Genomic DNA, 19,270 nt, shown 5'->3' on the forward strand with positions numbered 1-19,270 from the left:
GGGGTTTAACGTAAGTTGAGTTGTCAATATTGGCGACCTAGGATTACTCGTGTTCATGATGTGAGCATACGTTTTACTAATAAAACAACCGAAAGTGTTGTAACCCGAGCCAACCCTGTTTTCGCGGTGCGCACAACAGCCCACTCCAACCGCGAATGCGCCCCCACAGGAGCTGTCGATGAGACACGAACGCCCCCGCCGCCTTTTCCTTGCCGCCACTGCCATGGCCGCGCTCGCGCTTGCCGCGGGCAGCGCGCTGGCCACCGCCGCGTATCCGGCCAAGACCGTGACCATGGTCGTGGCCTATCCGCCCGGCGGCGACACCGACGCCATGGCCCGGCTCTATGCCGACAAGCTGTCGGCGCGCCTGAAGCAGCCGGTCATTGTCGAGAACCGCCCCGGCGCCGGCGGCGTGCTCGGCGCCAGCTTTGTCAGCCGCGCACCGGCGGACGGCTACACGCTGCTGTACACGCCCAACCCGTTTACGCTGGCCCCGATGGTGCTCAAGCTGGCGCCGTCGGCGAGCTATGACCCGCTGCACGGCTTCACGCCGGTGATCCAGACCGCCGTGCAGGCGGTGCTGCTGGTGGCCAATCCGCAGGCGGGCATCAAGACCGTCGGCGAGATGATTGCCGCGGCCAAGGGCGGCAAGACGCTGACCTACGGCAGCCCGGGCGCCGGTTCGCCGATGCATATCGCCGGCGAGATGCTGAACCGCGCCGCGGGCGTGAAGATCCAGCACGTGCCATACAAAGGCGTGGCGCCGGCGGTCAACGACGTGGTGGCGGGGCATGTGAACTTTGCCTATGTCACGCTGGGCCCGGTGGCGCAGTACATCAACACCGGCCGGCTGATCCCGCTGGCGATTACGGACGCGAAGCGCTCGCCGCTGCTGCCCAACGTGCCGACGCTGGCCGAGCTTGGCTACAAGGACGTGGTGGTCGGCGCATGGCACGGCGTGATGGCGCCCAAGGGCACGCCCCCGGAGGTGGTCAAGGTGCTGAACCAGCAACTCAACGACGTGCTGCGCCTGCCCGACGTGACCGAGAAGATGGCCACCTTCGGCGCCAGCCCCGTGGGCGGTGCGCCGGCCGCGCTGGAAAAGGTCAATGCAGCCGATTACGAGCGCCTGGGCAAGGTGATCCGCGACCTGGCCATCACGGCGGAATGACGCAGGGCACCGCATCGCATTCATGCATCAAGACAAGCAGGAGGCCGGCATGAGCAAGGCCATCGTGGGAAGCTCCACGGCGCAGGTGACCGCGCGCGAAAAGGTCATGGGGCGCGCGCAGTATGCCGGCGACATCAAGTTGCCCGGCATGCTGCACGCCAAGGTGCTGCGCAGCCCGCACCCGCACGCGCGCATCGTGCGCATCGACATTTCCGCGGCGAAGGCGCTGCCCGGCGTGAAGCTGGTGGTGACCGGGCAGGACGTGCCCACCCGCAACTGGGGCCCGCACCGCAAGGAGCAGCGCATCCTGGCCTGCGGCGTGGTGCGCCATGTCGGCGAGGAAGTGGCCGCGGTGGTGGCGGTGAGCGAGGAGATCGCGCGCGATGCGCTGGACCTGATCCGCATTGAATACGAGGCGCTGCCGGCGCTGCTGACGCCGGCCGCGGCGCTGGCCGAGGGCGCGCCCGAGATCCACGCCGGCACGCACAATATCGGCCACGAGATGCACATCGTGCGCGGCGACGTGGATACCGCGTTCGAAGCCTGCGCGGCGGTGTACGAGGCCACCTACGACATGCACTCGCAGTACCCGGGCTACCTGGAGCCGATGGCCTCGGTCGCGGCGCAGGACGGCAACGGGCGGCTCACGCTGTGGGCCTCGACCCAGTCGGTGTTCCTGGCGCGCGCGCGGCTGGCCGAGGCGCTGGACCGGCCGGTCTCGACCATCCGCGTGGTGCAGGCCACCACCGGCGGCGGCTTCGGCGGCAAGATCGTCGAGGAGAACAACAGCCTGATCTGCGCCTTCCTGGCCAGCCGGCTGGAGCGCCCGGTGCGGCTGGTCAACAACCGGCTGGAAGACTTCCAGGGCGCGCGCGCCAGCGTGCCGATGCGGGTCTGGCTGCGCATGGGGCTGTCGGCCGACGGCGTGATCCTGGCCAAGGACGTGCGCATCACGGCTGAATGCGGCGCCTACTCCGGGCTTGCCGGCGACGTGATGCACGTCACCGCCATGCGCAGCGACAACATGCACCGCGTGCAGAACGTGCGCTCGCATGCGGTGATGGCCTACACCAACAACCCGCCGCGCGGCGCCTTCCGCGGCTTTGGCGGACAGCAGATGCAGTTTCCGCTGAACTGCCACCTGACCGTGCTGGCCGGCATGCTCGGCATCGACCCGATCGAAGTGCACAAGCGCAATGCGATCGGCGCGGGCGAGACCAGCGTGCATGGCTGGAAGATCAGCAGCACCGGCATGGCCGAATGCCTGGACATGACGCGCCAGGCCATCGGCTGGGACGCGAAGCGCGCGGCGCCGCGAGGCACCGGCACGCGCCGCCGCGGCGTGGGCATCGCCGCGGCCATGCATGTCAGCGGCAACCGCACGCTGGGCAACTGGGATGGCTCGACCGTCCTGCTCAAGGTCAACGAGGACGGCCGCGTGATGCTGCAGACCAGCGAGTGCGACATGGGGCAGGGCGCCAACACCATGCTCAGCCAGATCTGCGCGCAGGAGCTGGGCATTCCGCTGTCGCACGTCACCGTGATGGCGCCGGATACCGACACCGCACCGTTCTGCCTGGGCTCGCTGGCGTCGCGCGTGACCATCATCGCCGGCAACGCGGTGCTGCGCGCGGCGCGCGAGGCGCGCCAGAAGCTGCTGGCACTCGCCGCGGAAAAGCTCGGCGTGGATGCGGCACAACTGGTGATTGCCGATGGCCGCATCGCCGCGCCGGGCCAGCCCGACAAGTCCGCCATGCTGGCCGAGATCGCGCGCCTGCACATCTTCCGCCACGGCGGCGAGGGCATCCACGTGCGCGCCACCTACGACGCCCCCACCGTGATGCATGACGCCGACTACTACGGCAACGTCGCGCCCGCGCATTCGTTCGCGGTGCAGGCCGTGGAGGTGGAGGTCGACACCAGCACCGGCCAGGTCACGGTGGTCGACAGCTTTGTCGCCGACGACTGCGGCAAGGCCATCAACCCGCTCGCCGTGCACGGCCAGACCCACGGCGCGACCGTGCAGGCGATCGGCTGGACCCTGTACGAGAACCTGCAATACGAGGATGGCCGCCTGATGAACGGCAACTTTGCCGACTACACCATGCCCACCGCCGACGCCGTGCCGATGCTGCGCACCGACGTGGTGGAATCGAACGACCCCAACGGCCCCTACGGCGCCAAGGGCGCCAGCGAAACCGCGATCCTGCCGGGCGCGGCGGCGATCGCCAATGCCGTGTTCGACGCCGTGGGCGTGCGCATCCAGTCGCTGCCGATCACGCCGGAAAAGGTGCTGGCCGGCCTGCGCGAACTGAAGGAGAAGGAGGACGCCCATGCGTGACTTTGCCTTCCTTGAGCCGGGCACCGTGGCCGAGGCCAGCCAGATGCTGGCCGACCTAGGCGACCGTTGCCGCATCTTTGCCGGCGGCACCGCGCTGATGCTGGGCATGCGCCAGCGCATGCTGACGCCGAGCCACCTGGTCTCGCTGGGCCGGCTCGATGCGCTGCGCGGCATCACCTTCGATGCACGTGATGGCCTGCGCATCGGCGCGCTGACATTGCATGCCGAGGTGGCGCGCTCGCCGCTGGTGCAGGCGCACTACCCGATGCTGGCCGGCATGGCCGCGCGCGTGGCCAATCCGCAGGTGCGCAACCAGGGCACCATCGGCGGCAACCTCTGCTATGCCGACCCCGCCACCGATCCGCCCGGCTGCCTGATGGCGCTGGGCGCGCAGATCGTGGTCAGCGGCCGCGGCGGCGAGCGCGTGATCGATATCGAAGACTTCCTCGTCGACTATTACGTCACGGCGCTGGCACCGGATGAAATCGTCACGCAGATCCGCCTGCCGGCACCGGGCGCGGGTGCCGATGGCCGCTATTCGCGCTTCCTGCGCACGGCCGCCGAGCACCGGCCGCTGGCCAGCGTGGCGCTGGCGGTGCGGCGCGAGGGCGCGTTCTGCGTCGAGGCGCGGCTGGCGGTGGGCGCTTCCACGCCGATTCCGGCCCGGCTGCGCCGCGCAGAAGCCTTGCTGGCCGGCAAGAACGTGACGGCGGAACTGGCTGCGGAAGCCGCCGCCATCGTCGCTGCGGACATCAACGCGGTCTCGGACATGCGCGGGTCCGAGGCGTACCGTCGCGAGATGGTGCGGGTGGTCGCGCGCCGCACCATTGCCGGGCTGTTCGGCGTGGCCTCGGAGTAAGGAGTTCCCATGGACAAAATCAGCATCGAACTCACCGTCAACGGTGAAGAACACCAGGTCGAGGTGCCGGCGCGGCGCCTGCTGTCCGACCTGCTGCGCGACGACCTGAACCTGACCGGCACCAAGCGCGGCTGCGAGACCGGCATCTGCGGCGCCTGCTCCGTGCTGGTCGACGGCGAGGTGGTCAAGTCCTGCCTGATGCTCGCTGTGCAGGCGCGCGGGCGCCATGTGATGACCGTGGAAGGGCTGGCCGCCGACGGCCAGCTGCATCCGTTGCAGCAGTGCTTCATGGACAACGGCGGGCTGCAGTGCGGCTATTGCACCCCGGGTTTCCTGATGGCCTCGTGCGCGCTGCTTGCCAACAACCCCAACCCGACCGAAGACGAAGTCCGCCACGGCCTGAACGGCAACCTGTGCCGCTGCACCGGCTATGTCGGCATCGTCGAATCGGTCCTGTCCGCCGCGGAGAAAATGCGTGGAAATTGAAAAGACCCTGGTCACCGCGGCGCCGCCGGCGCGCGTGTGGGAGCTGCTGCTCGACCCCAACGTGATGGGCGCGTGCGTGCCCGGCATGGAATCGATCGAAGTGCTCAGCGATGTCGAGTACATCGCGCACATGGCGGTCAAGATCGCCTTCATCAACGCGCGCTTCCGGCTGCATACGAAGATCGTCGAGACACGCGCGCCCAATTACCTGCGCACGGAGGGCACTGGCGAGGATGCTTCGGTGGCAAGCTCGCTGCGGCAGTCGAGCGAGCTGTTCCTGACCGCGCTGGACGATGGCGGCACGCAGCTGCGCATCAGGGTGCAGGTGGACGTGCTGGGCCGGCTGGGCACCTTCGGCCTGAGCGTGATGAAGACCAAGGCCGACCGCATGTGGGACGAGTTCGGCGCCAGCCTGCTGGCGCGGCTGTCGCCGGGCGCGGCGCAGGCGCTGCCCGAACCGGCGGCGAAGGCCGCACCTGCGGCACCGGCGGGGGCAGTCGTATCCGCTGCGGCAGTCAATGGCCATGCGGTGCCGCCGGCGCAGTCCGCGCCGCCGGCACCTGCCGCGGGCGGGCTGTTCTCGCGGCTGTTCGGGCGCGGGGATGCCGCGCGCGGGCCGCTGTCCGACATCTGCGTCGAGCTGCGCCGCCGCGACGAGACCATCGTGGTGCGCTGGCCCGCGGCCCAGGGCGAGCAGTGCGCGGCGTGGCTGCGCGATTACCTGCGCCCGGGGGCATAGGCTGCGCCAGGGCGGGGTCTGCCGGCAATACGGGTACCCTACGGGGTGCAGGCGTGATATATGAGAGCGTTACGCCAAGACCGAATATTGCAGAGACAGACCATGACGACCGATTCGCCGCAGGAAGACACGCAGGAAAGCGGCCAGGAGGGCGCCCAGGATAGCGCCCAGGACAAGTACATCGTGCCGGGGCTGGAACGCGGCCTGCGGCTGCTGGGCGAATTCAGCAGCCGCGAGCGCACCTTGTCGGCGGCCGAGCTGGCGCGCCGGCTCAAGGTGCCCCGTTCGACCGTGTTCCGGCTGCTGGCCACGCTGGAAATGATGGGCTTCGTCGAGCGCACCGACGGCGGGCGCGAATTCCGCCTGGGCATGGCGGTGCTGCGCCTGGGCTTTGACTACCTGGCCTCGCTGGAGCTGACCGAGCTGGGCCGCCCGCTGCTGGACCGCCTGCGCGACGCGATCCACTATCCGTGCAACCTGGTGGTGCGCGACGGACGCTCCATCGTCTATGTGGCCAAGTCGGTGGCCTCGCGCCCGTTTGCCAGCACGGTCAATGTCGGCACCCGGCTGCCGGCGCACGCCACCGTGCTGGGCCGTGTGCTGCTGGAGGACCTGTCGCTGGCGGCGCTGCGCGCGCTGTATCCGGAGGAGCGCCTGGAGGTGTATTCCGAAAGCACGCCGCGCACCGTCGAAGAGCTGTACGAGATGGTCCAGCGCGACCGCGAGCGTGGTTATGTGCTGCACGAAGGCTTCTTCGAGGCCAGCATCTCCACCATCGCGGCGCCGGTGCGCGACCGCAGCGGCAAGGTGGTGGCGGCGCTGGGCGCGACCATCCCGGCCTCGCACATTGACCCGGACCAGCTCGACGACGTGGTGGAACAGGTCAGGCGGGCGGCGGCCGAGCTGTCGCGCCTGCTCGACTACCGGCCGGAGGCGCCGACGCCGTTTGCCTGATGGCAAGGCGCCGACTGCCACCCGAGGGGAAGCAATATGCAGGAACGCAAGACATACAACGTGTCGCCACGCCGGCGGCAATGGCTGGCCGGCACGGCGCTGTCCGTCGCGCTGGCGGCAAGCCTGCCATGGCAGGCCGCGCAGGCCGCGGGTTGCGCCAACGTGCGCATCGTGGTGCCGTTCCCCGCCGGTGGCCCGGCCGACCAGCTCGCGCGCACGCTGGCGCACGGGCTGCAGCAGCGGCGCGGCACAGCCTTCGTGGTCGACAACAAGCCTGGCGCCAACGGCAATATCGGCATCGACACGGTGCGGCGCGCACCGGGCGACGGCTGCACGCTGCTGGTGGCCCCGGCCGGCAACCTGACCATCAACCCGACGCTGATGCCCGCGCTGACCTACAACGTCGAGCGCGATTTCCGGCCGGTGTCGCTGCTGGCTGGCTCGCCCAACGTGCTGGCGGTGCATCCGTCGGTCAAGGCGAATTCCGTGCAAGACCTGGTCAGGCTGGCAAAGGAGGCCGAGAAGTCAGGCAAGCCGCTGGGCTACGCCAGCCCGGGCGTCGGCAGCGGCCTGCACCTGGCTGGCGAACTGTTCCGCAACAAGGCCGGCATCACGCTGCTGCACGTGCCTTACAAAGGCACCACGCAGGCGCTCAACGACGTGGTAGGCGGGCAGGTGCCGGTGCTGTTCGGCACGTGGCCGACGCTGGCGCCATTCGTCCAGTCCGGTGCACTGCGCGCGCTGGCGGTGACGCAGCCGAAGCGCTCGCCGGCCGCGCCGAACGTGCCGTCGCTGGCCGAGCAGGGCGTGCCCGGCATCGACGTCAGTTCCTGGTATGCGCTGCTGGTGCCCAAGGCCACGCCGCAGCCGGCGGCCGATGCGCTCAGCGCCGACGTGCGCGCGCTGCTGGCCACGCCCGCGGTGCGGGCCGAGCTGCAGCGCCAGGGCATGGAGCCGGTGGGCAGCACGCCGCAGGCGCTCGACGCCCGCATCCGCGAGGAAACCGCGGCGTGGGCGAAACTGATCAAGGCATACGGGATTACCGCGGAGTAGCAGCGCAGCGGTATCCCATCAGCCCCGACAGGTCGCGCGCTGCCTGCCTGACCTCCTTTTCCACACGTTCGCGCAGCGTGCCATCCGCTTCAAAGCGCTGCTGCGGCCCCGCCACGCTGATGGCGGCGATCACGTCGCCGTCGGCGCCGCGCACCGGTGCCGCGCACGAGTCGATGCCCGGCTCATAGGCAGAAAAACTCCACGCACAGCCGCGTTCGCGGTCGGCGGCCAGGATATCGGCCAGCCGCGCGTGCGTGGCCGGGCTCTGGCCGGTGACCGTCGGCAGGGGCTCGGGTCCCAGCAGCTCGCGCAACGTCTCCGGCGGCAGCTCGGCAATCAGCATCCGCCCGGGCGTAGTCAGATGCGCTGCCACGCGGCTGCCCACCTGGATATTGCTGACCAGCGAGGCCGCGGGCATCTGCCGCAGCAGGTAGAGCGCATGGCCGCCATCGCGCACGGCCAGGTAGGCCGACAACTGCAGCGACGTGCTCAGCCGGGCCAGCACGCGCCCGGCAAAGCTGGTCAGGTCATTCGTGGCCAGCACGCGCGAGGCCAGCTTCAGGAAGTTGAAGCCGACCTGGTGCCCGCCTTGCGGCAGGCGTTCCACCATGCCCTCATGTTCCAGCGTGTCCAGCAGCCGCATCACGGTGACGCGGTTCACGTCGATGCGCCGGCCCACTTCGCTCAGGTTGGCGGTGGCGCCGCCCTCGGCGATGAAGCGCAGCAGGCGCAGGCCGCGGATCACGGGGGAGACCAGCTGGGCTTCGCGGGCGTCTTCGGGGTCTGCGCTGTCGTCGAGGTCAGGTTCGGTCGGCGGGCGGGACTTGGGCATGGTTGGTTTTGCTGGCAATGGACAACGGCCGCGCAGGCGGCCGTCAGATGGGTTTTCGCACCCTGCTGGGGTGCTCCCCTCTCCCGCTTGCGGGAGAGGGAGCACCCAATGGGCGACTCAAGATCCTGTGGTCGTGCGGCCTTAGCCGAGCGCGACATGCCAGGCGTCGTAATCGTACACCCAGTCGGCATTGCCGCCTTCCTTCAGCCAGGCATTGCTGCGCGAGCCGATCTGGATGCGGCTGGTGCGCGCGTGCCGCGCAGCCTGGTAGCGGGCCAGCGCGGCGGGCACGCCTGCGGCGCCATCGGGCGCGGCATTGGCAAGGCAGCGGGCCAGCACCACGCCGTCTTCAATCGCCATGCCGGCGCCCTGCGCCATGAACGGCATCATCGGATGGCAGGCGTCGCCCATCAGCGTGACCGGGCCGACCGACCACGCCGGCAGCGGATCGCGCACGTACAGCGCGGAGATCAGCACGTCGTCGCAGGCATCCAGCAGCGCGCGCGCGTCGGGGTGGAAGCCGGCATAGGCGCTGCGCACGTCTTCCACGCGGCCGGGCGTGGTCCAGGATTCATTGCGCCAGGCTTCCTGCGCGACGGTGGCGAAGACAAAGATGTCGCGGCCGCGGTTGAGGGGGAAGGTGACGATCTGCGTGGCTGGGTCCGAGCCCCACCACTTGGTGAAGGCGCCCAGGTTGGGCACCCCGGCGAGGCGCTCGGCCGGCACCACCGCGCGGTAGGCCACCACGCCGGTGAAGATCGGGCTTTCCTGCCCGAACAGTGCGGTGCGCACGGTGGAGTGGATGCCATCGGCACCGACCAGCACGTCGACCCGCTCCTCCGCGCCATTGGCAAAGCGCAGCGTGGCGCCATCGGCATCCGGCGCGATCGCCATGGCCTTGTGGCCCAGGCGCACGCATTCGGCCGGCACCGCGGCTTCCAGCGCGGTCATCAGGTCCGCGCGGTGCATGGTCAGCTGCGGCGCGCCGTAGCGGCGCTCGGCTTCCTCCTGCATCGGCAGGCGCGAGGTTTCTTCGCCGGTGTCCCACAGGCGGCTGATGCGGTGGCTGGGGCGGGCGGCGGTTTCCCGCAGCGCGTCGCCCACACCCAGCCCGTCCAGGGCGCGGACGGCGTTGGGGGTCAGGTTGATGTCGGCGCCCACGCGGGCGAAGCGGGGGGCTTGTTCATAGACCACGGCGTCCATGCCGAGCTTGCGCAGGGCGATGGCTGCGGCCAGGCCGCCGATGCCGGCGCCGTTGATTCCGATTTTCAGGGGCATTTTTGTCTACCTGCTGGGAGTTGGGCTGGCAGACGTTCGGCTGCTAGCGCCATGAATGTTCAAAAATGAATGATATGTTCATAAAAGTCTATGAGCGCGAAGGGAATGCGTCAACCAAGGGTGAACCCTAGGGGCGGTGGCGTCACTGGCGAGGGTGCCGAAGATAGTCCGGGCCGAGTGCTGCCACCAGCAGCACCCGGCCCGGACGCCTTTCTTGTCAATCCTTCCGGACCTGCATGGCTGGTTGCAGAATCTTCTCCTGCGCCCAGCTCACTGCGGCGCGTGCGGGTGCTTCACCGCTCTTCTCCACGCGCTGCGCCAACGCGAACACGCGCTCGCGGATGCGTGCCACTTCGGCCAGCACAGCAGCCTCGTCGGCGCCGCCGAGGTATTCGCGCGCGCAGCTGATGATGCCGCCCGCGTTAATCAGGAAGTCGGGGGCATAGAAGATGCCGCGCCGCTGCAGGGTGTCGCCTTCCTCGAGGGAGGCCAGCTGGTTGTTGGCACCACCGGCGACGATCCTGAACTGGCACTGTTGCGCCACGGCCGGCGAGATCACCGCACCCAGCGCGCAAGGGGCGAACACGTCGGCGGCGACGCCCGTGATGTCAGAGGACGGCACGGCTTGCGCGCCGAATTGCGCTCGTGCCTGTTCGACCCTGGCGCCGTTGATGTCGGCCACGATCAGCTTCGCGCCGGCCTCATGCAGGCGGCGGCAAAGGTCCCAGCCCACCGAACCCAGGCCTTGCACGGCAACCGAGATGCCGTCCAGACTGTTGCGGTCCAGCGCGTAGCGCACTGAAGCTTCAATGCCGACGAATACGCCATACGCGGTCTTGGGCGAGGGGTTGCCGCCAAAGCCGTCAGTGCGGGGCATGCCGCTGATGTAGCGGGTCTCGGCCTGCGCGGCACGCATGTCCTCGACCGTGGTGCCGACATCCTCGGCGGTGATGTAACGGCCGCCGAGCGATTCGACCAGGCGGCCGAAGGCGCGGAACAGCCGGGCGCGGTCAGTCTGCGCCGGTGTGCGCAGGATCACCGCCTTGCCGCCGCCAAAGGGCAGGCCGGCCAGGGCATTTTTGTACGCCATGCCTTGTGAAAGCCGCAGCGCATCGGTCAACGCGTCGCTTTCGGCCGGGTAGGTCCAGTAGCGGCAGCCGCCGAAGGCCGGGCCGAGGCTGGTGTTGTAGATGGCGATGATGGCCTGCAGGCCGGACTCGGGATCGCTGGCGAGCGTGATGCGCTCGTGGGACGGGCCTTCACCAGTGCCAAACAGGCGGCCGGCGGCCTCAAGGGAAATGCGGTCGGTCAAAACGTCTTCTCCATGACGAGGCGGAATGCAAAGGGGTAACCTTGCCTTCCTGGTACACCGCTTTGGGTTGCAAGGCGGTGCAGTGGCGATGGCGGCCGGGGCGGCTGCCATCGTGTTTCGGCCGGGCGGCAATTGTGTTGCAGCCGGGCCTCGTCTGCCCGGTTGCCCGGACAAACAACAGGTCCGCGCCATGGCGCGGACCCGGTGCCGAATCTTACCGGCAAATTGCCGCGGTCCCGACTAGGGTTTCTGTGGAGGGAGTCCAGCGCCGAGGCCGATGCGGTACGTCGTGCGGAATGAAGACAGCCGCACATGGCGGCTGCACTTGAAATATTGCCAGTCCGGCAAACCGGGGGCGCGTACGAAGGCGCTCCCCGAACTGCCTAAAGTCCCAACACAAGCTTGGCAATAATATTGCGCTGGATCTCGTTGGACCCCGCGTAGATCGACGCCTTGCGATAGTTGAAGTAGCGAGGCGCCAGCACGGCCGCATAGTCCGGCCCGATGCGTGGCGCGGCCTCGCGTCCCTGCAGTTCCGCCCAGGTATCCTGCACGAACGGCAACGCCGCCGGCCCCGCGGTTTCCACGGCAAGCTCGCTGGCGGCCTGCAGCGCCTCGGTGCCGGTGAGCTTGAGCATGCTAGACGCCGCACCGACCGAGGTGCCCGATTCCACGCTCGAGAACACCCGCAACTCCACTGCCTCGAGCGCCGCGGTGCGCAGATGCAGCGCGGCCAGCTTGTGGCGGAACAGGGGATCGTCCAGCAGGCGGCCGCCGTCATCGGCCGATTGTTCAGCGGCGATGTCCGCGATCTTCGACAACTGCTTGCGCAGCATCGGGCTGTAGACGCCGCCGCGCTCGAACTCCAGCAGGTACTTGGCGTAGGTCCAGCCCTGGCCTTCCTCGCCGATGCGGTTCGCCACCGGCACGCGCACGTTCTCGAAGAAGACCTGGTTGACCTCCTGCTGGCCGGGCACGGGGCCGTCCAGGGTCGGCAGCGCCGACACCGTGATGCCCGGCGTGCGCATGTCCAGCAGCAGGAACGAGATCCCTTCCTGGCGCTTTGATTCGCGGCTGGTGCGCACCAGGCAGAACATCCAGTCGGCCCACTGCGCATGCGTGGTCCAGATCTTGGAGCCATTCAGGATGTAGTGCTCGCCGTCGCTGTCGGTGCCGTGGTCCGCGCGCATCTGCAGCGAGGCCAGGTCGGAGCCCGAGTTGGGCTCGGAATAGCCCTGGCACCACCATTCGTCGGAACTCAGGATCGGCGGCAGGAAGCGTTGCTTCTGCTCGGGCGTGCCGTACTTCATGATCACCGGCGCTACCATCTTCAGGCCCATCGGCGACACCGGCGGGCAGCCTGCGGCGCCCAGTTCCGACTGGAAGATAAAGCGCTGGGTCGGGGTCCAGCCCGGGCCGCCGTATTCCTTGGCCCAGTTCGGCGCGGCCCAGCCGCGCGCGTGCAGCGCCTTCTGCCAGCGCACCTGGCCGGCCTTGTCGAGGTAGCCGTTCTTGGACTGCGCCATCATCGCGCGCAGTTCGGGGTCAAAAGCCTGGTCGATCCAGGCGCGCACTTCTTCGCGGAACTGCTGGTCTTGCGGGGAGAAATCGAGATTCATCGACGGGCCTCGCTGGGTAATCGTCTGTGTTCTGTGGGCGGTTTCAGGCCGCGGCGGGGTAGAGCAGGTCGGCGTAGCGGCGCAGGTGGTGCTCGGCCGATCCCATCTGCAGGTCGATCGCGGTGACGCGCTTGAAGTAGTGGCCTACCGCTAGCTCTTCGGTCACGCCCATGCCGCCGTGGATCTGCACGGCCGCCTGGCCGACGAAGGCACCGGCCTGGCCGGCCTGGATCTTGGCCGCGCACGCCGCCTGCGCCCGCACCGGCGCGGCGCTGGTGGCCTGCATCGCCGCCATCTGGGTCAGCGCCACGGACTGCTCCAGCTGGATATACATGTCGGCCATGCGGTGCTGCAGCACCTGGAAAGTGCCGATCGGCACCCCGAATTGCTTGCGCTGGCGTGCGTAGTCGATGGTGTCGGCCAGCATCCGGGCCATGGCGCCGTTGGCTTCGGCGCAGAGCGCGACCATGGCGTCGTCGCACAGCTGTTCGATCAGGGCAAAGGCTTCGCCCTCCGCGCCGATGCGCTGGCTGGCCGGCACCTGCACGTTGTCAAGCAGCACTTCGGCGGCGCGCTGGCCGTCAAAGGTGGGGTACTCGCGCAGGGTCACGCCCGGCGTGTCACGCGCAATCCAGAACAGGCTGATGCCGTCGCGGTCGCGGCGCGCGCCGGACGTGCGCGCGCTGACCACCAGATGGGTGGCGAACGGCGCACCGGCCACGGCCTGCTTGTGGCCGCTCAGCTTGTAGCCGTCGCCCTGGCGCGTGGCGCTGGCCTGCACGTCGTGCCGGCAGTAGCGGCTGGCGGGTTCGGCATGGGCCCAGGCGGCGGTGGCCTCGCCGCCGATGATGGCCGGCACCCACTGCGCGGCCAGCTCGGGGCTGCCGTGCCTCAGCGCGCCGCCGCCCAGCACCACGGTGCCCAGGTAGGGCTCCAGCACCAGATGGCGGCCCAACTGCTCCATCACGATCATGTGCTCGGCTGCGCCGCCACCCAGGCCGCCCAGGGCTTCGGGGAAGGCTGCGCCGAGCAGGCCGAGCTCGCGGGCAAACGCGCGCCAGCAGTCGGGGCGCCAGCCCGCGGCGGACTGCACGGCAGCGCGGCGCGCTTCAAAGTCATAATGATCGGCCAGGTAACGCGCGAGCGTGTCGCGCAGCATCGACTGTTCTTCGCTGAACTGGAAATCCACCTTGGCTCCTTCGGAATGGGGATGCGGCGTGATTGCGGTAGTCTGGCGGGCATCATCCGGCCAGCCGGGCAGTTGGCGCATCGTCGCATCGGACGAAGCTGCGCCTGCCCCCGCGCACCGCGCGTTTTTGTGGCACTGCAGCAGACGACGGCGGTGCCGCTTCGTCGCTTCCGACGATTGTCGAACCGCCCGGGGTTCCGAGAATGCGGGTTCAGCATCCGCCAACACACCGACACCCGTCGAGGAGTTCCACGCCATGCATCCCCACATCCACGCGCAGCGCACGCCCGACAAACCGGCTGTCATCATGGGCAGCAGCGGCGAGGTCGTCACCTACCGCGAACTTGACGAGCGCTCGAATCAGGTCGCGCACCTGTTCCGCAGCCAGGGACTGCGGCCCGGCGACCGCGTGGCGTTCATGGTGGAGAACCATCCGCGCCTGTTCGAGCTGTGCTGGGGCGCGCAGCGCAGCGGCATTGTCTACATCTGCCTCAGCACGCGCCTGAACGTGGCCGACGCGGCTTACATCGTCAACGACAGCGGCGCGACCATGCTGATCACCACCCACGCGCAGGCGGAGGTCGCCGCGGCGCTGGCCGGGCAGACTCCCGCGCTGCGCCGGCGGCTGATGCTGGACGGCACGGTGCCGGGCTATGACGCGTACGAGACCGAGCTGGCGCGCTGCCCCGTCACGCGCATCGACGACGAAGAGACCGGCGGCGACATGCTGTACTCGTCCGGCACGACGGGACGGCCCAAGGGCGTGTACGCGCCGCCCGCCAGCACGGACATCGAGGCGCCGACCTCGCTGACCAGCCTGTGCCAGCGGCTCTATGGCATGGGTACCGAGACCCGCTACCTGTCGCCCGCGCCGCTGTACCACGCCGCGCCGCTGCGCTACTGCATGACCGTGCAGGCGCTGGGCGGCACCGCGGTGGTGATGGAGCACTTCGACGCCGAGGATTACCTGCGGCAGGTGCAGCAGCACCGCATCACGCACACGCAGCTGGTGCCGACCATGTTCTCGCGCATGCTCAAGCTGCCCGAGGCGCGGCGCATGGCCTATGACGTATCGTCGCTGCGGGTGGCGATCCACGCCGCCGCGCCGTGCCCGGTGCAGGTCAAGGAGGCCATGATCGCGTGGTGGGGCCCCGTGATCTGGGAGTACTACGCCGGCACCGAGGGCAACGGCGTGACCGTGGTCAGCACGCCGGAGTGGCTGGAGCGCAAGGGCACGGTGGGGCGGGCCATGATCGGCAAGCTGCGCATCTGCGGCCCGGACGGCGCGCTGATGCCGCCGGGCGAAGCGGGCACGATCTACTTTGCCGAAGGCCGCGTGTTCTCGTACCACAACGACGACGCCAAGACCGCTGAGTCGCGCCACCCGCAGCACCCGGACTGGAGCACCATCGGCGATATCGGCTACGTGGACGCAGACGGCTACCTGTTCCTGACCGACCGCAAGGCCAACATGATCATCTCCGGCGGCGTGAACATCTACCCGCAGGAGGCCGAGAACCTGCTGATGACGCACCCCAAGGTGATGGACGTGGCCGTCATCGGCGTGCCCAACGAGGACTTCGGCGAAGAGGTCAAGGCGGTGGTGCAGCTGGCCGACATGGGCCTGGCCGGGCCCGATCTGGCGGCCGAGCTGATCGCGTTCTGCCGCGCCAACCTGTCCGCCATCAAGTGCCCGCGCTCGGTCGACTTCGAGGCCGAGCTGCCGCGCTTGCCCACCGGCAAGCTGCTCAAGCGGCTGCTGCGCGACCGCTACTGGGCCAGCCATGCCAGCAAGCTGGTGTAAGCCCGCCGTCCGCCGTGCGCGGTTTCCGGCGGTGCGGCGGTTTACGTCATAATCCCCCGTTACATCATAGCCACGGCCGCCCGGCTGCATCCGCAGCACGGGCGGGCGCATTGCGCCGTTCTGCAAGGCAGCGATGCGCGGGAGACGACAACAGCCAATGGCAAGTATCGAGGACACAGGACGGCGCGTGCCGTCCACCACCGCATCGCTGGCAGCCAAACTGCGTCCGCCGTTGCTGACCCCGTTCCAGGTCGAGCGCGCCGCGATCTGCGAGGCGGTGTGCGCGGCCGGCTTCGTCAAGCTTGTGCTGGTGCGCGCACCAGCCGGCTTCGGCAAGACCACCGCCATGCTCCAGTGCCGCGCGCGCCTGGAGGCAGCGGGAGGGCGCACCGCCTGGCTGACGCTGGACCGCTCGGATAACGACGCCTCGCGCTTTCTCGGCTCGGTCGAGGCTGCCATCGCGCAGGGCCTGAGCGGCGGCGCGCCGGGGCGGCCGGCGCACGCCACGCTGGCACAGGATCCCGGCGAACAGGCGCTGGCCCTGATTGACCGCCTGGCCAGCCACCACGGCGCCTTCACGCTGTTCCTCGACGATTTCGAAACCATCCAGAACGATGCCGTGGCCGGACTGGTCTGGCAGCTGGTGGACAGCCTGCCGCCCGGCTGCCGCATGGTGATCGGCACGCGCTGGGTGCCCGAGACCGGCCTGGGCCGCCTGCGCGCGCGCGGCGAACTGCTCGAGATCGAACCCGCGCAGTTGCGCTTCTCCGCCGGCGAGACCGCCTCCTTCCTGCGCCAGGCGCGCGGCCTGAAGCTGGATCCCGCGGCCGTCAGCGCGCTGCACCGGCGCACTGAAGGCTGGGCCACGGCGCTGTGGCTGGCCTCGGTGGCGCTGGAGCGGCGCAGCCAGCCGGAGGGTTTTATCGCCGGGTTCTCCGGCTCGAATGCGGCGATCGCCGACTACCTCGTCGAGGACGTCTTCCTGCATCTGCCCGAGGCGGTGCGCGACTTCCTGCTGCGCACCTCGATCCTGGACCAGCTGTGCGGCCCGCTGTGCGACGCCGTGTGCCAGCCCGCCGCGGCTGGCAGCAGCGACGAGATCCTGGCCTGGCTGGAGCGCGCCAACCTGTTCCTGCTGCCGCTGGAGAGCGAGCGCTACGGCGAGCGCGGCTCCGGCGCGGCGCCCGAGCAGTGGTACCGCTATCACAGCCTCTTTTCCGGCTTCCTGCGCGGCCAGCTGGCGCAGGCCATGCCCGAGGCCGTGCCGCAGCTGCACTTGTCGGCGTCGCGCTGGTATGAGTCGCAAGGGCGCCCGGTGCCCGCCATCGAACACGCGCTTGCTGCCGGTGCGCTCGCGCACGCCCTACAGTTGCTCGACGGGGCCGCGGACGACCTGCTCGCGCAGGGCCGCATGCGGTTGCTGACGCGCTGGCTGGAGGCCGTGCCGGCCGGGGAGCTGGCACGCTGGCCGAAGCTGCAGATCGCGCGCGTCTGGTCCGTGTCGTTCACGCGCGGGCCGGCTGAGGCCATTGCGCTCCTGCAGGCGATCCCCACCGAGGGTGCGGCCGGCGACCTGCTGGCGCATATCCGCGCGCTGCGCCACATGCTGCTGAACATGATGGACCGCTTCGACGATGCGCGTGCCTTTGCCCGCAACGAGCTGCCGCCATTGCCGATGGGCTATGCCTTCCCCGATGCCATCCTGGCCACGTCGATGGCGCGCCTGGCAGCGGTCGCCGGCGATTACCCCGAGTCGCGCCGGCTGCTGCAGGTGGCGCGGCACGCGGTGCGCGGTTCGGACAGCAACTTCAACAAGATCTTCTCGGAGTCGGTCGAAGGCCTGATCGACCTGCGCCAGGGCCGGCTGCAGCAGGCCCTGGGGCGTTTTCGCATTGCCGCCAGCACCATGCTGCCGAACCGCTTCGGGCTCACCAACGGCAACGCCATGGCCGGCATCCTGCTGGCCGAGGGCCTGTACGAGAGCGGCGACAGCGAGCGCGCCAGCCGCCTGCTCAACGTCTACCTGCCGCTGTCGCGCGACCTCGGCCTGCCCGACCAGATCATCACCGCGCACACGGTGCTGGCCCGCATTGCCTTCGAGCGCGGCGAAGCCGACCAGGCGCATGAATGGCTGGCACAGCTCGAAGCGCTGGGACACCACCGCGGGCTGACGCGTCTGGTGCTGGCCGCGATGCTGGAGCGCGCGCGCCTGGCGCTGCGCCAGGGCAATGTGCACGCCGCGCAGGAGGCCATCGAACGCGCCGCCGATCCGGCGCTGTGGCGCACGCGTCCCGGGGTCAGCTCCTTTGCCAGCGATGTCGAGGACATCACCCTCGGCCGGCTGCGGCTGGACTTGCATACGCGGCCCGGCACGCCGGTGCGCGAGGCCATTGAGCGCGAACTGGCGGCCGCCTCCGGCAACCAGTTGATGCGCCGGGCCCTCAAGCTGCGCATTCTGCTGGCGCAGGCGTGCCAGCGCACCGGCGACGGCGCGCACGCGCTGGTCGTGATGGGCGAGGCGCTGCGTTTCGGCGCCGCCGAAGGCTTTGTCCGCATCTTTGCGGATGAGGGCGACGATGTGCGCCGGCTGGTGGCAGATGCCTGCGCGCGCCAGTCGGCCAGCCTGCCTGCTCCGTATGTGGAAAAGCTGCTGCAGGCGTGCGGCCAGGGCAGCGGCGGGGAGGCACACGCCGGCGCTGGCCGGCCCGCGCCGGCGGCGCTGGTGGAGCCGCTGACGCCCAAGGAGCAGAAAGTGCTGCACCTGCTGGCCGAGGGCTACTCCAACGTGGCCATGGCCGAGCGCCTGTTCGTGTCCGAGACCACGGTGCGCACGCACCTGCGCAATATCAGCGCCAAGCTGCACGCCAGCAACCGCACCCAGGCGGTGGCCATCGCGCGCCAGCTCGGGCTGCTCTGAGCCGGCGCGGGCGGCGTGGCGCGGATGCCGCGCCGCAGGGTCAAATCCCAATGAATTCCGTGAATTCCGCCAGCGGCGCGCGCGCTGCGCGCAACTGGTTGGCGGGCGCTTCGGCGTCCTCGTAGCCGATCGCCATGCCCGTGAACAGCATCCGCTCGGCCGGCAGCGACAGGAACTTGCCAATGGTCTGCGGGTACATCGCCCAGCATTCCTGCGCGCAGCTGTCCAGCCCTTCTTCACGCAGCAGCAGCATCACCGTCTGCAGGTACATCCCCAGGTCCGACCATTGCGGCGGGCCCATGCGCCGGTCCACCGTGCAGAACAGCGCCAGCGGCGCGCCGAAGAAGGTGAAGTTGCTGGCAAACTGCGCCAGCCGCCGCGCCTTGTCCTCGCGCGGGATGCCGAGGTAGTGGTAGAGCGCCTCGCCTACCTGGAAGCGGCGGTCGCGGTAGGGCGAGACCAGTTCGCGCGGGTAGATGTCGTACTCGCGCGCTTCGCCGGTGGGCGCCTCGGCAATACGCTCGCGCACGATGCCGCGCAGGCGCTCCAGCGCCTCGCCGCCGACGACATGGATATGCCAGGGCTGCAGGTTGCCCCCGGAGGGGGCGCGCGCGGCGGCGTCGAGCACGCGCCGGATGGTGTCGGGCGCAACGGCGCGCGGCAGGAAGCCGCGGACGGATTTGCGGCTGGCGATGGCCTGGCTGACGTTCATGCGG

General features: G+C 69.4%; 15 protein-coding genes. 9 read left to right on the top strand and 6 right to left on the bottom strand.

Annotated features, from left to right (window positions below; translation table 11 throughout):
* Positions 1 to 178: 178 nt before the first annotated feature.
* The 7 genes from ACREYQ_RS21185 (at position 179) to ACREYQ_RS21215 (ending at position 7,603) form a co-directional block, all read left to right on the top strand.
* Complete coding sequence (locus ACREYQ_RS21185) at positions 179 to 1,171, top strand: Bug family tripartite tricarboxylate transporter substrate binding protein (protein ID WP_432262134.1); 993 nt, start codon at positions 179 to 181, stop codon at positions 1,169 to 1,171.
* 49 nt (positions 1,172 to 1,220) lie between these two features.
* The gene (locus tag ACREYQ_RS21190; protein WP_432262135.1) at positions 1,221 to 3,512 is read left to right on the top strand and encodes a xanthine dehydrogenase family protein molybdopterin-binding subunit; all 2,292 of its coding nucleotides are present in this window, start codon (positions 1,221 to 1,223) and stop codon (positions 3,510 to 3,512) included.
* The gene (locus ACREYQ_RS21195; RefSeq protein WP_432262136.1) at positions 3,505 to 4,371 is read left to right on the top strand and encodes an FAD binding domain-containing protein; all 867 of its coding nucleotides are present in this window, start codon (positions 3,505 to 3,507) and stop codon (positions 4,369 to 4,371) included. Before ACREYQ_RS21190 ends, ACREYQ_RS21195 begins: the two co-directional genes overlap by 8 nt.
* A gap of 9 nt (positions 4,372 to 4,380) precedes the next feature.
* A complete protein-coding gene (locus ACREYQ_RS21200) occupies positions 4,381 to 4,857 on the top strand; it encodes a (2Fe-2S)-binding protein (protein ID WP_432262137.1) in 477 nt (158 codons plus the stop codon).
* Positions 4,847 to 5,596, top strand: coding sequence for a CoxG family protein (locus tag ACREYQ_RS21205; protein WP_432262138.1), 750 nt, complete (start codon positions 4,847 to 4,849; stop codon positions 5,594 to 5,596). The genes ACREYQ_RS21200 and ACREYQ_RS21205 overlap by 11 nt, the downstream gene beginning before the upstream one ends.
* Positions 5,597 to 5,698: 102 nt before the next feature.
* Entirely contained in the window at positions 5,699 to 6,550 is an 852-nt protein-coding gene (locus ACREYQ_RS21210) for an IclR family transcriptional regulator (RefSeq protein ID WP_432262139.1), read from the top strand.
* Positions 6,551 to 6,586: 36 nt separating this feature from the next.
* Positions 6,587 to 7,603 (top strand): Bug family tripartite tricarboxylate transporter substrate binding protein, encoded by a 1,017-nt coding sequence (locus ACREYQ_RS21215; protein ID WP_432262140.1) that lies wholly within the window; start codon positions 6,587 to 6,589, stop codon positions 7,601 to 7,603.
* Here the strand turns inward: ACREYQ_RS21215 and ACREYQ_RS21220 are convergent.
* From ACREYQ_RS21220 to ACREYQ_RS21240, 5 genes are all read right to left on the bottom strand, one after another.
* Positions 7,590 to 8,435, bottom strand: a complete 846-nt coding sequence (locus ACREYQ_RS21220) for an IclR family transcriptional regulator (RefSeq protein ID WP_432262141.1) — start codon at positions 8,433 to 8,435, stop codon at positions 7,590 to 7,592. The two genes, ACREYQ_RS21215 and ACREYQ_RS21220, sit on opposite strands and share 14 nt — an antisense overlap.
* A gap of 141 nt (positions 8,436 to 8,576) precedes the next feature.
* The gene (locus ACREYQ_RS21225; RefSeq protein ID WP_432262142.1) at positions 8,577 to 9,713 is read right to left on the bottom strand and encodes an FAD-dependent monooxygenase; all 1,137 of its coding nucleotides are present in this window, start codon (positions 9,711 to 9,713) and stop codon (positions 8,577 to 8,579) included.
* A gap of 217 nt (positions 9,714 to 9,930) precedes the next feature.
* Complete coding sequence (locus tag ACREYQ_RS21230; protein WP_432262143.1) at positions 9,931 to 11,025, bottom strand: Leu/Phe/Val dehydrogenase; 1,095 nt, start codon at positions 11,023 to 11,025, stop codon at positions 9,931 to 9,933.
* Between the two features lie 383 nt (positions 11,026 to 11,408).
* Positions 11,409 to 12,644, bottom strand: coding sequence for an acyl-CoA dehydrogenase family protein (locus ACREYQ_RS21235; RefSeq protein WP_432262144.1), 1,236 nt, complete (start codon positions 12,642 to 12,644; stop codon positions 11,409 to 11,411).
* A 43-nt stretch (positions 12,645 to 12,687) separates the two neighbouring features.
* The gene (locus ACREYQ_RS21240; protein WP_432262145.1) at positions 12,688 to 13,833 is read right to left on the bottom strand and encodes an acyl-CoA dehydrogenase family protein; all 1,146 of its coding nucleotides are present in this window, start codon (positions 13,831 to 13,833) and stop codon (positions 12,688 to 12,690) included.
* Positions 13,834 to 14,089: 256 nt separating this feature from the next.
* Between ACREYQ_RS21240 and ACREYQ_RS21245 the strand changes: the two genes are divergently transcribed.
* A complete protein-coding gene (locus tag ACREYQ_RS21245; protein WP_432262146.1) occupies positions 14,090 to 15,637 on the top strand; it encodes an AMP-binding protein in 1,548 nt (515 codons plus the stop codon).
* Positions 15,638 to 15,794: 157 nt separating this feature from the next.
* A complete protein-coding gene (locus ACREYQ_RS21250; RefSeq protein WP_432262147.1) occupies positions 15,795 to 18,554 on the top strand; it encodes a LuxR C-terminal-related transcriptional regulator in 2,760 nt (919 codons plus the stop codon).
* 40 nt (positions 18,555 to 18,594) lie between these two features.
* On the opposite strand, the gene ACREYQ_RS21255 is transcribed toward ACREYQ_RS21250, so the two are convergent.
* Positions 18,595 to 19,266 carry a nitroreductase gene (locus tag ACREYQ_RS21255; RefSeq protein ID WP_432262148.1) on the bottom strand — a complete coding sequence of 224 codons (672 nt, stop codon included), beginning with the start codon at positions 19,264 to 19,266 and terminating at the stop codon, positions 18,595 to 18,597.
* Between the last annotated feature and the right edge of the window lie 4 nt (positions 19,267 to 19,270).

The organism is Cupriavidus sp. TMH.W2 (assembly GCF_050847365.1).
Lineage (GTDB): Bacteria > Pseudomonadota > Gammaproteobacteria > Burkholderiales > Burkholderiaceae > Cupriavidus.

Bases quoted from the DNA above. Each gene is read 5' to 3' on its own strand.
- ACREYQ_RS21200 (WP_432262137.1), top strand. From the start codon at position 4,381: ATGGACAAAATCAGCATCGAACTCACCGTCAACGGTGAAGAACACCAG.
- ACREYQ_RS21220 (WP_432262141.1), bottom strand. From the start codon at position 8,435: ATGCCCAAGTCCCGCCCGCCGACCGAACCTGACCTCGACGACAGCGCA.
- ACREYQ_RS21245 (WP_432262146.1), top strand. From the start codon at position 14,090: ATGCATCCCCACATCCACGCGCAGCGCACGCCCGACAAACCGGCTGTC.
- ACREYQ_RS21195 (WP_432262136.1), top strand. From the start codon at position 3,505: ATGCGTGACTTTGCCTTCCTTGAGCCGGGCACCGTGGCCGAGGCCAGC.
- ACREYQ_RS21225 (WP_432262142.1), bottom strand. From the start codon at position 9,713: ATGCCCCTGAAAATCGGAATCAACGGCGCCGGCATCGGCGGCCTGGCC.
- ACREYQ_RS21190 (WP_432262135.1), top strand. From the start codon at position 1,221: ATGAGCAAGGCCATCGTGGGAAGCTCCACGGCGCAGGTGACCGCGCGC.
- ACREYQ_RS21255 (WP_432262148.1), bottom strand. From the start codon at position 19,266: ATGAACGTCAGCCAGGCCATCGCCAGCCGCAAATCCGTCCGCGGCTTC.
- ACREYQ_RS21210 (WP_432262139.1), top strand. From the start codon at position 5,699: ATGACGACCGATTCGCCGCAGGAAGACACGCAGGAAAGCGGCCAGGAG.
- ACREYQ_RS21235 (WP_432262144.1), bottom strand. From the start codon at position 12,644: ATGAATCTCGATTTCTCCCCGCAAGACCAGCAGTTCCGCGAAGAAGTG.
- ACREYQ_RS21185 (WP_432262134.1), top strand. From the start codon at position 179: ATGAGACACGAACGCCCCCGCCGCCTTTTCCTTGCCGCCACTGCCATG.
- ACREYQ_RS21250 (WP_432262147.1), top strand. From the start codon at position 15,795: ATGGCAAGTATCGAGGACACAGGACGGCGCGTGCCGTCCACCACCGCA.
- ACREYQ_RS21215 (WP_432262140.1), top strand. From the start codon at position 6,587: ATGCAGGAACGCAAGACATACAACGTGTCGCCACGCCGGCGGCAATGG.